The following is a 14,245-nucleotide window of genomic DNA, read 5'->3' as shown; positions in this document are numbered from 1 at the left end:
TTAAAAGCGTCCGCGAAAGCGATTCGCCCGGTCGAACTCGTCGCGCAGTGATGCTTTCGCCAGCTGTTTGCGGACCTGCGCCAGCCGTTTTTCCATCGCTTGCAGTGTCGCTGCTATGGGCTTGATATTGGTCTCCGCGATGTCGCGCCACATCGAGTACGGGCTCGCGCCCAGCCGCGTCATCTCTCGCATCGCCCGTCCACCTACGGCACGCAGATCCTGCGACGCTCCAAACTCGTCCTCCAGTGCCGCCGTCAGCGCCGTTGCCAGAAACTGTGGCAAATGGCTCGCCCACGCCACCAGTTCATCGTGCCGCCCCGGCTTGAGATCAAGCGTCCGGCAGCCAAACTTTGCCACCCAGCTTCGCCATTCCCCGCCTGCATCTCCCAGCGGAGTAAAAAGCCACATCGCGCCCTGAAACAGTCCAGCTTCGGCCACCGCGGCTCCGAACGTTTCCTTGCCCGCCATCGGATGCCCCGGCAAAAATTCCGCCCGTCCCGGCCGGTTGTAGTTTGCCACCGCGCAGGCGCAAATCTGTTGTTTGGTGCTGCCCACATCCGTCACAAGCTGGCCTTCGCGCAGTTCCGGCCCCAGCCGCAGCATCCATTCCAGAATCGCCAGCACCGGCGTCGCCAATACAATCACATCGCTGGCCTTGGCCGCCGCCACCGGTTCCGCTGCGACGGCATCGACCGCCTGCAATCGCAGCGCGGTCTCCGCTTCTGCTGGATTCCGGTCCCACCCGGCAATGTCGCCTTGAAAGCCCGCCGCGCGCAGCGCCAGGCCCACCGAGGCGCCGATCAGCCCGGTGCCGATAATCAGAACCCGCTGCATGCGGTCTTAGTGTACGTGAACGGCGAGCGTAAAAGGCACCGTCACTGGTGGCTTGCAAAGCTGGTCATTACACGCCTGGTAGCGGAACGTCCCGTGCAGCAGAGCGTTCCCCGCCGCTCCCGTCTTCAAAATGACCGGTACAGTGAACGTGCCCTCAAATACATTCAGCGGCTGTCCCGGCGCAAAGCTAAAGGTATGCGCCTTCGCCTCAGGCCAGTTGACCTTGGCCACCGACACCCCATCCGCCGCTGTCAACGAAATCCTCGACGGAATGAGATAGTCCAGCTTGGGATGATTCGACTGAATATGAAACCCCGGCTGAACCGCAATCTTGAAATCCGCCGTAGCGGTACTATGCGCCTGCGCCTGCACCCCCACTGGCGCCGCAATCTTCGCCACCCCCGGGTTTTGCGCAAGCGCCAGCGCGCCAATCCCAAAGAGCAGCACCACCCCCAGAGCCTTAAGCTGTAAGCTGCAAGCTGTAAGCTGTAAGCTTCTTTTACAGGATTCCACGGATCGCCTTATCCAGTTCTGCCAAGCCTTCGAGGCCCGTCACCCGCTGTGTGATCTTGCCCTCTTTATTGATAAATAATGTCGTCGGCAGCCCGAATGGCACACCGTACGTGGCCTGCAGCGACTGATTGTCCCAGACCATCCGGTAGTTCGTCGGGTGCTTCGCCAGAAAGTTGCTGACGTCGTTGATCGAGCTGTCTTCGGAAATGCCGATGATCACCAGCCCCTGCCCGGCGTACTGTTTCTGCAACTGCTCCCACCAGGGCCGCTCGACATTGCACGGTCCGCACCAGGTCGCCCAGAAATCGAGCACCACCGGATGCCCCGCAAATTGCGCCAGGTTCAGCGTCTTGCCACTTGGAGTCGGTAGTGTCCAGTCCGGCGCTGTGCGGCCAACCGGATTGCCCGTTTCCAGAATTGCGTTCGCCGGCGAGCCGTTGGCCTCGGCGACCGGCTGGTTGGCCATGGTCTTCTCATGGCTGAAGGCGAGGTATACCAGTCCGCCAATGATGATGATCCCGATAATGACCCAATTCCACGCGCTGGATTTTCGGTTCGGGGTAGTTTGTGGTGTCGGCTCGGGCACGCGGCTCCTCCTACAGCATTAGCTTATTGAAAAACGGGATTTGCGCCAAGTAACCGGAAATCATGGTGAACCGGTGCGTCAGCAGCAGGGCGCCAATCAGCAGCAGCAGCACGCCCGAAATCCGCTCCACGGTTCCCAAGTGCTGCCGGAATCCCTTATAGAACGTAGCAAATCGGTCAATCGCCAGCGTCGTCAGCAGAAATGGCACCGCCAGTCCCGCCGAGTACACCGCCAGCAGAAAAATCCCGTGGCTGACCGTTCCCACATTCGCCGCCAGCAGCAGAATCGTCGCCAGCATCGGCCCAATGCACGGCGTCCAGCCGAAGGCGAACGTAAAGCCGACCACAAAAGCGCCCAGTCCGCTGCTGACACTGATCTTCTTGTGTACCCTTTTGTCCCCGTAGAGTGCGCTGATCCGCACCACGCCCAGAAGGTGCAGCCCAAACAGAATGACGATAATGCCGCCAATCTCGCTGAACAGCTCCTGATGTGTCCGCAGCGCCTGCCCCACCGAGGTTGCCGTTGCCCCCAGGGCAATAAACACCAGCGAAAATCCGAGAATGAAGAAAATCGAGTTGGCGATCAGCACGCCGCGGGCGTGCCGCACGGCAACTCGGCTGCCGGCCTCCGTGGAAGTGGCCACTGCCACCCCTCCGCCGCCCGGTTGTGGTGCCGCCTGCCCCTCTCCGGGCAAGTTCTGTGTAATCCCGCCGGAGAGCAGCGAAACATACCCCGGCACCAGCGGCAGCACGCACGGGGACAGAAAGGAAAGCAGCCCTGCGGCAAAGGCGTACACGACACTGGCGTTGGCGGCGGCTTGCATTCCTTATTTTAGATTGCCATCTCCGGCAAACGATACACCGTTTCAGCATCAGCCATCAGCCATCAGCCGCTCCGATTCGCCCGCGGGTGCGGTGCCTAGCTGACCGCTGACCGCTGATCGCTGATAGCCATTCGCTATATCAGTCCCTGCGCCTTCCCAACCTTTTCCAGTATCCCCAACGCCTCCGCGAGTTCCGCCTCCGTATGCGTCGCCGTCACAATCGTCCGCAGCCGCGCTTTCCCTTCCGGCACGGTCGGAAACGCAAGGCCGGTCACAAACAGCCCGTTCTGGAACAGCGCCCGCGAAAACTCCATCGCTTTGCGCCCGTCCCCGATCATGATGGGCGTAATCGGCGTCTCGCTCGCGCCCGTATCGAAGCCCAGCTTGGTCAGCCCAGCTTTGAAAAACTTGGTGTTGTCCCACATCTTCTGTATCCGCTCCGGTTCGGCCTCGAGCACCTGAAATGCCGCCAGGCAGCTTGCCGCCACCGACGGCGGATGCGACGTCGAGAACAGAAACGGCCGCCCGCGCAGGTGCAGAAACTCGATCAGATCATTCGTCCCAGCCACATACCCTCCCAGCGACCCGATCGCCTTCGACAGCGTTCCCACCTGTACATCGACCCGTCCATGCACCCCAAAGTGATCCACCGTCCCGCGCCCGTTCTTGCCCAGCACCCCCGAGGCATGCGCATCATCGACCATCATCACCGCGCCGTATTTCTCCGCCACCGTGCACAGGTCCGGCAGCGGCGCAATGTCGCCGTCCATGCTGAACACCCCGTCGGTGATCAGCAGCTTCCGCCCCGGCTGCGGCGCCAGTTCTTTCAGAATCGCTTCGGCCGCGTTCACATCTTTATGGGGAAACACCTTGATCGTCGCCCGCGACAGCCGCGCGCCATCAATAATGCTGGCGTGGTTCAGCTCATCGCTCACGATGAAATCGTTGCGCCCCATGAGCGCGCCCACCGTCCCCGCGTTGGCCGTGAACCCGCTCTGAAACACCACCGAGGCTTCGGTGTGCTTGAACTGGGCGATATACCGCTCCAGCTCCATGTGGATGTCCATCGTCCCGCTGATGGTCCGCACCGCACCCGACCCCACCCCCAGCTTTTCCGTTGCCTGGAGCGCCGCCGCGCGCAGCTTCGGGTGCGTGCACAGCCCCAGGTAGTTGTTCGAGCTCAGGTTAATGACGCGCTTGCCGTCAAACGTTGCCACCGGAAGCTGTTCGCCCGACAGCACCCGGAGCTTGAACCGCAGCCCCTTCTGCTCCAACTGCTGCAGTTCGTCAGCCAGATATTTCAGTTGTGGACGCGCCATAAACCTACCCTCCCTCGAGAAAATTACGCCTGCGGATCGAGCAAAATTTTAGCCGCCTTGCCCTGGCGCAGCCGCTCAAACCCATCCTTGAACTGGCTCAGCGGCAGCCGCGTCGTGAACAGCGGCTCGAGCGGCAGCCGCTTCGCCGCCAGCAGCCCGATCATCTGGTACCAGGTGTCGAATAGCCTGCGCCCATTGATGCCCTGCACCGTGAGCCCCTTAAAAATAATGTCGTGGTTCAGATCAATCTCAACCGGTTTGTGGGTAATGCCCAGCAGGCTCAACCGTCCGCCCGCCCGCACCAGCTTCAGCGCCATGTGAATCCCGTCCGGATGCCCGCTGAACTCCAGCGCCGCATCCACACCCTCGGCCTGCACATGCTCCCGCACGGTTTTCAGCACATCGTCCTTCGCCGGATCCAGCACGAAATCCGCCTGCATCTGCTTGGCCAGTTCGCGCCGGAAGGGATTGACTTCGAGCGCAAAGACCGGCCCCGCGCCCGCCGCCCGCGCCACCGCAATCGCCATCAGCCCGATCGGCCCGCAGCCCACAATCGCCACGCTCCGTCCCGCGGTTTCCCCCGCCAGCACCGTATGCACGGCGTTGCCCAGCGGGTCGAGAATCGCCCCGTAGTCGGTCGTAATCTCCGCTTTCAGCGGCACAATATTGGCCGCCGGAATCTTCACGTATTCGGCAAAGCATCCCGGCCCATCCACGCCCAGAATCTTCACGAACTGGCAGATATGCGCCTGCCCGCTCCGGCACTGAAAGCAATGCCCGCAAAACACGTGCATGTCGGCCGATACGTACTGCCCCGCTTTGAGGCCCTCGACCTCCGCGCCCACCCGCTCGATATACCCGCAAAACTCATGCCCGAACGTCAACGGCGGATGAATCCGGTTCGCCGCCCACTCGTCCCATTCATAAATGTGCAGGTCGGTTCCGCAGATCGAGGCCGTATGCACCCGCACCAGCACCTCGCGCGGCCCAATCTCCGGCACCGGAACGGTTTGCAGCTCAGCCCCCGCCGCAGCGCGGGGCTTCACAAGGGCACGCATGGTGTTGGACATGGCGAAACTTCAGAATAGCAGCCCCCGGGAACTTTTCCGCCACCACCGGCGTATCCTTAACCTGAGCGAGCGACCCGAATGCTTACGTTCTGCGTATTGGCCTTCCTCTATTTCCTGCCCGCCATCCTGGCGCACAACAAGCGCAACTTCACCGCCATCTTCCTGCTCGACGCGCTCCTCGCCTGGACCGTCATCGGCTGGATCGCCTCTCTCCTCTGGGCCCTCGCCGACGAACCCGCCGCCCCGCGCGTCGTCGTCATCCCCGCCGCCGCCGGCGCCGCCTCCGGTCACTTCTGCGGCTTCTGCGGCGCCCCCATCTCCCAAGGCTGTCGCCACTGCCGCCGCTAGCGCTTGTTACACCCGGTCCTCGCCGATCATCTCCAGCCACAGTCTCAGCGTGAGGTCCTCGCGCTCCGGGTTCCCCAACTGCCAGCGCAATTCTTTCTCGCTCCCGCAGCAAATCCAAATCCAGCGGAATCGCTCGAGCCAGAAAGCGCACATCGGCCCGGTCCCGCTCCGTGTTCCGCTCCAGCTTCGAAAGCGCCAGATCGTAGGGATCCAGCACGCGTAACTGGAGGTTGCGAAAAGCCCCAGGCCACATCTCCGTCAACCGCTCCTCGCAGCCGTCCGGCACGGCAGCCACGGCGACGACTGGCGGCAGCTTGGAGGAGCCCTGAGCGCCAGCGGGCGGACCCTGCCGGGAATCGAAGTCCGCACTCCAAGCGACCAACGGGAGCGACCAGGGCAAAAAGTGGCGAGCCACTTCCAGGTAGACGCGGTGCTTCTTGTGCAAAGTTCCGCCCCGCTGGCCGAGCGTACTGATCACCGGCGGCACATCCGATGGCCGGAGCATGAGTACGTCCAAATCTGGTGTCGGCCGCGCGAAGCCATAAAACTGTGAAACCGCGAACCCACCCATGCACACCAGCCGCACCTCGGTTCCTACGGCCGCGTCCAGTTCCCGCAGGAACGAGCGCCACGGCTCCGGGACATACTCAACCCGCGGCATGATCAAGCTGCTCCGCCGTCAGGTCGGTCAGCAGGTTCCATTTCCGCGCTTTCGGCGACCGATGCTCTCGCAGCCACGTGCGCTCGGTCGCGGTCATCGCCTCATGACAATACGTGTCTTCCCTCGCCAGCAGCGAAGGTTCCAGCCCCCGCTCCCACTGCTCCAGGCTCTGCGCCCGCTTCTCGTCACCTGTCTTCCGCGCCACCCCCGCCGCCAACGCCAGCGTGAACCCCAGCCGATTTTGACAATCCCGCATCTTGGCGTTTCCGTTCAGCCAGTCTCGATCCAGTTCCTCAAAAGCATAAACCAGCCACGGCAGCCCTTCCGCCACGCGCCGGTCCAGTTCGGGTGTGCTGAGCCCGGTGAGCAGCACCTGTGCGGGATTGTGCCTCCTGGCCGCCCCGCTCCGGCGCAGGTAGGCAAACCCCGGATACCCCAGCGCCGCCAACTCATCCCGCACTGCTTCACTCGGCGCCCCAGCCGGCGCCACGCCGGCGCTCAGCGGTAGCGCGGTCGGCGCAAGCCGTAACCGGCTCACCAGCCGCCGCGCGTGCCGGCGTGGCACCGTGCGCCGCCCGCTCTCCAGCATCGACACGTACGCCTGCGTCACACCCAACACCGCCGCCGCGTGCTTCTGCGTCCAGCCCCGCTCTCTCCGCGCATCTTTCAGCACCCTCCCGTTCATTCAGTCCACTCCTCCACCCACCCACAACCACAATATAACATAATCTGTTATACGACACTTGCCCTCCGGCGTAGACTGGCATCAGGAGGCTTCGCCATGTCGCTCCGCCCCGTTAAAAAAATCATCCAGGCCAAACCTACCCTCGAAGGCGCCGGTGTCCATCTCCGCCGCGCTTTCGGCTGGGGCAGCACCAAAGACTTTGATCCCTTCCTGCTCCTCGATGACTTCCGCAACGACATCCCCGCCGACTACCTCGCCGGCTTCCCCTGGCATCCCCATCGCGGCATCGAGACCATCACCTACGTGCTCGCCGGCACGGTCGAGCACGGCGACAGCATGGGCCACCGCGGCGCCATCGGCTCCGGAGACGTGCAATGGATGACCGCCGGCAGCGGCATCATCCATCAGGAAATGCCCAAAGGGGACGCTGCCGGACGCATGCACGGCTTTCAGCTCTGGGGCAACCTGCCCTCTTCGCAGAAGATGATCGCCCCGCGTTACCAGGAGTTCAAAGCCGAAGAGATCCCCGAGCGCACCGAGGACGACGGCACCCACGTCCGCGTCGTCTCCGGCAATTTCTGGGGCCGCAAAGGTCCGGTCGAAGGTGTGGCCGCCGATCCCGTCTATCTCGACGTTTCCGTCCCGCCCGGGACCCGCCGCACCCTCCCCGTCGAGATCACCCGCCACGCTTTTGCTTACGTGTTTGCCGGCAGCGGCAAGTTCTGCAACGCCAGCGAGCCGCTGGCCGTACCCACCGAGCCTGTCGGCTGGCTCGATACCGCCCCCCCGCCCGCTGATGTCGAAAATCGCTCCCTCATCCTCTTCGACCGCGGCGACGAGCTCGAAGTCCACGCCGGCGAAGACGGCATCCGTTTCCTCCTCGTCTCCGGCAAGCCCATCGAGGAGCCCGTCGCCTGGTACGGCCCCATCGTGATGAACACTCAGGACCAGCTCCGCGAGGCCTATCGCGAGCTCCAGGAAGGCACCTTCCTCAAGACGCGCTAAGCGGCGGAGTGGCCAGCAGCGCAGCGCCGGGTTGGGGCTGCGGGCCCCCAACCCGGCGTGAGCACAAGCGGGACGCGCGGCATGAGCCGCGCTGGGGCCCGCGCCCAGAAATGCCCAGCTCCGCGAGGCCTACCGCGAGCTCCAGGAAGGCACCTTCCTCAAGACGCGCTAAGCGGCGGAGTGGCCGGCAGCGCAGCGCCGGGTTGGGGCTGCGGGCCCCCAACCCGGCGTGAGCACAAGCGGGACGCGCGGCATGAGCCGCGCTGGGGCCCGCGCCCAGAAATGCCCAGCTCCGCGAGGCCTATCGCGAGCTCCAGGAAGGCACCTTCCTCAAGACGCGCTAGTGCTTGCCGATGGTGTAGCCGATCGAAAACGCGAATCGCCAGGGCTGGCCAAACTCGCTGCCGCCGCCGAAGTAGGTCCGGAAGTCGGCCTGGAAAAAGGCGCCGCCGGACACATAGTGCTTCACCGCCACGCCCAGATCGAACGTGTTGTATTTGGGCAAAGAAAACGCCGCAGGTGCGAGCGGATTGATGAGGCATAGGCTGCACTTCGGTTGCGCCGTCTGCAGCCGCGCATACCCAAGCAAGAATTCCGGTGTCCAACTCTTCGCCGCGGCACGGACGGCGAGGTTCCCCTCCGCAGCGTAATTCCGCACCGAGGTGCCCACATTAAATGCAATCCCGCCCTCGAACCCTACGTTCTGGTCAATCCAGCCGGTTGCGCTGAAGCTCGGCCAAAACCCGTGCATGAAATTGCCGCCCAGCCCCGCGCCAGCCCCTGCGGTCAGATCCAGGCTTTGCGCTCCCAGCCCGACCGCTGCCAGGAGCACAAGGATGATGACGAGCTTGCACCTTTTCATGTTTTTCCCCACGTGTAACCGAGCACGACTGCAAGCCGTGTGATTCGGCCGCGAAACCCGCTCTCACCCAGCCAGAGTCTATCGCCGAGATAAAGGTGGTACTCGACCTGCAGGAAAACCGGCCCCTGCAGGTACGTTCGGACAGCTCCGCCCAAATGAAAGCTACTGCGATTTAGCTTGGGTATCGTGCATGGCACGAGCAGGTTCGCTTCGCAGCCGACGTCGGCCGGCCCTGTATCGAACCAACCGTAGCCGAGCATCAGCTCCGGCGTAAAGCGCATGGGTCCCGGCCGCAGCACGAAGTTGGCGTCCAGAACCCAGGGGTGTGCAGCGAATTTTCCAACCTCCAGATGCGTCGAGAACTCGCCATTGATGCCGATGTGCGCGTCGAACATCTTGGTGGCGCTCAACTCCGGCCAGAAGCCACCGGCCACATTGTTGTCGACCTGCTTGCCCGCGAGCGCCGTACCGCCCCCCGCAGCGAGATCGACACTTTGGGCGCCCAGGCTCACCGCCGCGAGCACAAAAAACACTGCGACCCACGCCCACTTGTTCATGCTTTCCCCCACGTGTAGCCAATCATCACCACAAAACGCGAAACATTGGTGTCGTACCTAAATCCCGTGAAGTTCAACCTGCTGCCGAGGTAAAGGTGGTAGCCGAACTGCAGAAATACGTGACGTTGCAGATACGTCCGGATCACCCCGCCAAGATGAAAGGCATTCCGGCTCAGCCGCGGCTGAGCGCAGGACAGGATGAGTCCCGGCTGATTGGAAGCGCAGGTCACAACCAGCCCCGGTCCGGAGAGATCCACCGCAGCATAGCCGATAAGTAGTTCCGGCGTAAACCGCTTGCGCGCTGGGCGCAGCGCCAGATTCGCCTCCAGCAGCCACGGGTGGTACGAGAGCGATCCGGTATCAAAGGAAAACGCGCCGTTATGCCGATGTGCGGGTTGAACATCTTGGTGGCGCTAAATGCTGGCCAGAAGCCGCCCGGAACACCGGTATACGCCGCTGTCCCACCGCCCGCAGCCACGTCAATGCTCTGCGCACCCAGGTTCACGCTCGTCACCAGCATCACTACCACAATCAACGTGCACCGCTTCACGGCTTCCCCCAGGTGTAGCCGATCATCACCGTAATCCGCTGCGGATGGCCCTTAATCTGATGCGCCCAGTACAGGCTGTAACCGAGCCGCAGAAACCACCGGCCGTGGATGTACCGCTTGAGCGCAAAACCCAAATGGTAAGCTGCATTCGTGATCGACATGTAACCCGGCCCAAAACCGCTCGGCAACCCCAAGGAAACAACGCCGTACTGCAGCACGCCGACGCCGAACAAGATCACCGGCGTGACCGGCCCGTTCACCGGCCGCAACGCCAAGTTGGCATCGAGCGCCCAAGGCCTGATGTTGGGCGGGTTATCCGTGGAGGCGAACGAAAACTCTCCATTCGCCCCCAGCAGCGCCCAAACCATCCCGTCGCGCTGACGGCCGGTCAAAACCCTCCGTGAAAGTTACCCCCGAAGCCAGTGCCCGCCCCGCCAGCCAAGTCAAAGCTGTGCCCACTCTGCGCCCATACGCACGTGGCCGCCAGCAGAAACAGCACGACAGTCCATGCGCTCCGCTTCATAAACGCGACTATAGTCCAAGTTCCAGGAGATTGCCAACCGTGGCCTTATAATCACCGCATGAGACACTCCTTGGCTCTCTCGTTTCTGCTCGGGGCTGGCTTGGTGATGACCGCCTCCGCCCAATCCACCCCCGCTCGCGACTGGCTGATGTTCGGCGGTTCACTCACCAGCCCCAGCGCCATCGCCAGCTCCGGCGGTATCACGGCCGCCAACGTCGCCAAGCTAAGCAAACGCGAGGTCCAGCTTCCCGGCACCGTCGATGCCAGCGGCATCTATCTGCACGGAGCCATGGTCAAGGGGGCGCGCCACAACACCCTCTTTTTGACCGCCCTCTACGGCAAGACCATGGCGATCGACGCCGATAGCGGCAAAATTCTCTGGGTCTACACGCCCTCGAGCTATAGCCAGCTCGCCGGCAGTCATCAGGTCACCAACTCCATTCCCGCCGCCGATCCAGACCTCAAGCACATCTACACTGCCTCGCCCGACGGATATATCGAGAAGCTGTCCGTCGCCGACGGCCACCAAATCTGGCGCACCTCCATCACCCGGCTGCCGCTGCGCGAAAAGATGGATTCCGGTCTCAAGGTCGATCGCGGCCGCGTCATCGCGGTCACCGCCGGCTACAACGGCGACCGTCCGCCCTACCAGGGCCACGTTGCCGTCCTTGACGCCGCCAGCGGCGAGTTGCTCCACGTCTGGAATTCGCTTTGCAGCGACCGCCCCGGCCTGCTCGATCCCAGCACTTGCTCCGAGAGTGACTCCGCCATCTGGGGCCGTCCCGGCCCCCAGATCGATCCCGCCACCGGCGACATCTTCATCGCCACCGGCAACGCCGCCTGGAACGGCAAAACCAACTGGGGCGATGCCGTCATCCAGCTCAACTCGGGCGCCACCCAAATGCTGGGCAACTATACTCCCGCCAATACCGATGAACTCAACGATCGCGATCTCGATGTCGGCTCGAGCTCGCCGGTTTGGCTCGGCGGCGGAATCATCGCTCAGGGCGGCAAAGACGGCACCTTCCGCCTCATCAGCATCGCCTCCATGGCCGGCACCGCGCCCCATAAGGATCACGAGCTCCAGGTCGCACGATTACCCGCCAACGACACCCGCCGCGGCGAAATGCTTTTCGGTCAGCCTGCGGTGTGGCAACATGACGGCGAGACCTGGGTCTTTGCTGCCACTGCCGCCGGCACCGAAGCCTGGGTGCTTGCCAACCGCAAGCTCTCGACCCAATGGAAAAACGCCACCGACGGCACCAGCCCCTTCGTTGCCGGCGACCTGCTCTACGTCTTCGATCCCGCGGGTTTGCTCAACGTCTATGAAGCCGCCAGCGGCAAGCGGGTCACCCAACTCGCCTGCCCACGCGGCCACTGGCAAAGCCCGGTCGTCATTGACGGCCACATCTTTATGACCGACGGCAACGCCAACCGCCGCTCCACCATCGGCACCCTCACCATCTGGAGCGTGAGATAAATCACCCGCGCGGCCAACGGGAGCGACCAGGGCAAAAAGTGGCGAGCCACTTACGCCGTGCGCCGCACCTCTGCAGCCTCCGGCCACTCCGCCCCCGGCTCCCGCTCCAGCTCCTTGCGATCCCAGCCCGCCAGGTTCGCTCCTGCTTCGTAGCTGCTCTGCAGAAAATCCAGCAGCATCGCGCGCGGCGAAGCAGCGCGCCGCACCACATCGTACATCAGGATGAACTCGCCTAGCCCCTGGTGAAAAAACGCCTCCGCCGGGCGTATCTTCTGCTTCGCGTATCCCTCCGGCGCCGGCACGGTATAGGCGTAAAACGCGGCATCTATCCCGCTGCCGCCCGGCCAGAACCCGGCGCTGCTGCACTCGTGCGAATAGGCTTCGCGCGTAATCGCATCCGCTCCCGGCCGCTCCGGCGCCCGCCGTCCGCAAAACCGCGTCGCCGCCAGATCGAAGCTGCCCCAGAAAAAATGCACCGGACTCGCCTTGCCGATAAACCGCGCCCGGAACTCCTCGAACACCGCATCGCACGACACCAGCACGCGATGAAAGCGCTGGACGTATTCCGGATCGTACGCCGCGTGAATCTTATCTTCCGCGAACGGAATCGGATCTGCCATCTCCGAAGGTCCCTCGGCGATCACCACCTCGATGCCCCACGTCTGCAGCACCGCGAAAAACTCGCGGTGAAAATCCGCTACCGTGTGCGGGTACAACGGAAGATATTGCCGCGCCCCGTCGCTGCCCCGCAGCGCAAGCTGATGATCGATGAAGTCGAATTCCGCCTCAAACGACCCTCCCTTCCACGGTATCGGAGACGTCGTCAGCCCACGCGCCGAGACGTACAGCGCCGAGTTCCACCAATGATTCACCAGGGGGCTGAGCGCCGTGCGCACCTTCCCCACGATTTGGGTCCACAGATGCAGCGTCGTGTAGCTCTCCTGCCAAGCCGCCAACGGCAATTCCGGCCAGCCCGCTTCCGTAATCATGCCCGCCTCCTGCCCCAAGCATAGCCGACGGCGGCAGCTTGGAGGATCCCTGAGCGCCAGCGGGTGGACCCCGCCGGGAATCGAAGCCCGCACTCCAAGCGACCAACGGGAGCGACCAGGGCAAAAAGTGGCGAGCCACCGTCACGGACAACTCGGGAGTGGACGTTCTGCACGGAACAAAGAAAGCGCGACTCCAGCCGCCACCAGCGCCGCGGAGCCAAACAGCACGAGCGCCGTCGTAAAACCTTGCGTGAGTACGATCTGGAACAACAGGCTGCCGAACCCAAAACCGGTAAACAGGACGAACGCCATAAGGCTCACCGCCTGGGCGCGGTTTCCGCGCAGGTCGGTGACGATGCCAGCGAGGAGAGGCTGGGTCAGATCGAAGCCCAACGAGAAGGCGACGATGGCCGCCTGGACCGCGACCAACGGGAGCGGTGCGGCCAACAGCAGCGCGCACACGCCGGTAAGCGCCACCCCCGCCGGAATGATGCGGGCGCGGCCGTGGCGGTCTGCCAGGCGGCCAATGACCGGACCAAACAGCAGACCGGGGACGCCGTACCCGAGGAGTGCGAATCCAATTCCAACTTCGCCAAGTCCGAAGCGCCGTTGCAGATACACCCCCAACCAGGTGTAGACGCCCGATTGCACAACCGCATTGAGGAGCACATACGCGTAGGTGCGGCGCCCTCGCGCCAGCGCCAGCAAGGCAAAATAGCCGCGGACGATCACAGCCAGCGGCGGCGCTGCGGATCGGGGCAGTCTCGGAATCGCCCGCAGTGTGATTGCGAGCACGACCACGAGGGCGCAGAGTGCAGCGACGATGAGGAACAGGCCCTGCCATCCAATCGCCGTTACCAGCAACGCGCCCACGGTGGCCCCGGTGGCGGTCCCTCCGGCAATCGAGCCGAACAGCCAGCCCAGGGCACGGCCGCGCTGCCGAAACGGCACGACATCACCGATCAGGGTAAGACCGATCGGCACCACCCCCGCAGCACCCAATCCCGCAGCCATGCGCCACGCCAGAAATTCGATGATGCCGGCGGACGACGCCGTGCCGATCGTGAACGCAATAAACAGCAGCAGTGACACCAGGATGACCGTGCGTCGTCCAAAACGATCGGAGAGCGGTCCCCACGCCAGCGTTGTCGTCCCGTAAGGCAGAAGGTAGGCCGGCACCGCCAGCCCCACCCAGGCGATCTTCGTGTGAAAGACTGCCGCAAGGTGCGGAATGAGCGGCGCCACCATGAAGGCCTGAACGAAGATCAGGAAGGCAGCGGTGCAGATAACGGGCAACATCCATGGCGCCTGGATTGGCGGCGCCGGCTCGGGCGCGGAGTCCCTCAACCCTTCGCCTGTGGCGGCAGCTTGGAGTAGCCCGGAGCGCCAGCGGGCGGACCCTGCCGGGAATCGAAGCCCGCACTCCAAGCGACCAACGGG

15 protein-coding genes and 1 pseudogene are annotated in these 14,245 nt (G+C 63.5%); 3 read left to right on the top strand and 13 right to left on the bottom strand.

Annotated elements, in window-relative coordinates:
- The 6 genes from EPN33_01470 to EPN33_01445 form a co-directional block, all read right to left on the bottom strand.
- Window positions 1-834: a prephenate dehydrogenase gene (locus EPN33_01470; protein TAN24461.1), complete on the bottom strand. Its 834-nt coding sequence runs from the start codon at window positions 832-834 to the stop codon at window positions 1-3.
- 6 nt (window positions 835-840) lie between these two features.
- Window positions 841-1,359, bottom strand: a complete 519-nt coding sequence (locus EPN33_01465) for a hypothetical protein (GenBank protein ID TAN24460.1) — start codon at window positions 1,357-1,359, stop codon at window positions 841-843.
- The gene (locus EPN33_01460) at window positions 1,334-1,933 is read right to left on the bottom strand and encodes a TlpA family protein disulfide reductase (GenBank protein TAN24459.1); all 600 of its coding nucleotides are present in this window, start codon (window positions 1,931-1,933) and stop codon (window positions 1,334-1,336) included. The genes EPN33_01465 and EPN33_01460 overlap by 26 nt, the downstream gene beginning before the upstream one ends.
- A 10-nt stretch (window positions 1,934-1,943) precedes the next feature.
- Complete coding sequence (locus tag EPN33_01455) at window positions 1,944-2,756, bottom strand: cytochrome c biogenesis protein CcdA (protein ID TAN24458.1); 813 nt, start codon at window positions 2,754-2,756, stop codon at window positions 1,944-1,946.
- A gap of 134 nt (window positions 2,757-2,890) precedes the next feature.
- Entirely contained in the window at window positions 2,891-4,075 is a 1,185-nt protein-coding gene (locus EPN33_01450) for a glycine C-acetyltransferase (protein TAN24457.1), read from the bottom strand.
- A 23-nt stretch (window positions 4,076-4,098) separates the two neighbouring features.
- Window positions 4,099-5,145, bottom strand: coding sequence for an L-threonine 3-dehydrogenase (locus EPN33_01445; protein ID TAN24456.1), 1,047 nt, complete (start codon window positions 5,143-5,145; stop codon window positions 4,099-4,101).
- Between the two features lie 78 nt (window positions 5,146-5,223).
- Here EPN33_01445 and EPN33_01440 point away from each other — a divergent pair, with 78 nt between their 5' ends.
- Complete coding sequence (locus tag EPN33_01440; GenBank protein TAN24455.1) at window positions 5,224-5,493, top strand: superinfection immunity protein; 270 nt, start codon at window positions 5,224-5,226, stop codon at window positions 5,491-5,493.
- A 1,232-nt stretch (window positions 5,494-6,725) separates the two neighbouring features.
- Here EPN33_01440 and EPN33_01435 read toward each other — a convergent pair.
- Window positions 6,726-6,839, bottom strand: a pseudogene (locus EPN33_01435) (XRE family transcriptional regulator).
- A 96-nt stretch (window positions 6,840-6,935) separates the two neighbouring features.
- Here EPN33_01435 and EPN33_01430 point away from each other — a divergent pair.
- Complete coding sequence (locus EPN33_01430; GenBank protein ID TAN24454.1) at window positions 6,936-7,844, top strand: pirin family protein; 909 nt, start codon at window positions 6,936-6,938, stop codon at window positions 7,842-7,844.
- A gap of 340 nt (window positions 7,845-8,184) precedes the next feature.
- On the opposite strand, the gene EPN33_01425 is transcribed toward EPN33_01430, so the two are convergent.
- The 4 genes from EPN33_01425 to EPN33_01410 form a co-directional block, all read right to left on the bottom strand.
- Window positions 8,185-8,706 carry a hypothetical protein gene (locus tag EPN33_01425; protein ID TAN24453.1) on the bottom strand — a complete coding sequence of 174 codons (522 nt, stop codon included), beginning with the start codon at window positions 8,704-8,706 and terminating at the stop codon, window positions 8,185-8,187.
- A complete protein-coding gene (locus EPN33_01420; GenBank protein TAN24452.1) occupies window positions 8,703-9,263 on the bottom strand; it encodes a hypothetical protein in 561 nt (186 codons plus the stop codon). Before EPN33_01420 ends, EPN33_01425 begins: the two co-directional genes overlap by 4 nt.
- Window positions 9,260-9,520, bottom strand: a complete 261-nt coding sequence (locus tag EPN33_01415) for a hypothetical protein (GenBank protein TAN24451.1) — start codon at window positions 9,518-9,520, stop codon at window positions 9,260-9,262. Before EPN33_01415 ends, EPN33_01420 begins: the two co-directional genes overlap by 4 nt.
- A 289-nt stretch (window positions 9,521-9,809) precedes the next feature.
- On the bottom strand, window positions 9,810-10,205 hold the full coding sequence (locus EPN33_01410; GenBank protein ID TAN24450.1) for a hypothetical protein: 396 nt from the start codon (window positions 10,203-10,205) through the stop codon (window positions 9,810-9,812).
- Window positions 10,206-10,394: 189 nt separating this feature from the next.
- Between EPN33_01410 and EPN33_01405 the strand changes: the two genes are divergently transcribed.
- Window positions 10,395-11,816: a hypothetical protein gene (locus EPN33_01405; GenBank protein TAN24449.1), complete on the top strand. Its 1,422-nt coding sequence runs from the start codon at window positions 10,395-10,397 to the stop codon at window positions 11,814-11,816.
- 50 nt (window positions 11,817-11,866) lie between these two features.
- Here EPN33_01405 and EPN33_01400 read toward each other — a convergent pair whose 3' ends face one another.
- Together EPN33_01400 and EPN33_01395 are read right to left on the bottom strand one after the other, a co-directional pair.
- Complete coding sequence (locus EPN33_01400) at window positions 11,867-12,805, bottom strand: hypothetical protein (protein TAN24448.1); 939 nt, start codon at window positions 12,803-12,805, stop codon at window positions 11,867-11,869.
- A gap of 141 nt (window positions 12,806-12,946) precedes the next feature.
- On the bottom strand, window positions 12,947-14,104 hold the full coding sequence (locus EPN33_01395) for an MFS transporter (GenBank protein ID TAN24447.1): 1,158 nt from the start codon (window positions 14,102-14,104) through the stop codon (window positions 12,947-12,949).
- Between the last annotated feature and the right edge of the window lie 141 nt (window positions 14,105-14,245).

This window comes from Acidobacteriota bacterium (assembly GCA_004299485.1).
Classification (GTDB): domain Bacteria; phylum Acidobacteriota; class Terriglobia; order Terriglobales; family SCQP01; genus SCQP01.
The sequence above is the reverse complement of the archived record's forward strand: the minus strand, read 5'-3'. Positions and strand labels throughout refer to the sequence as shown.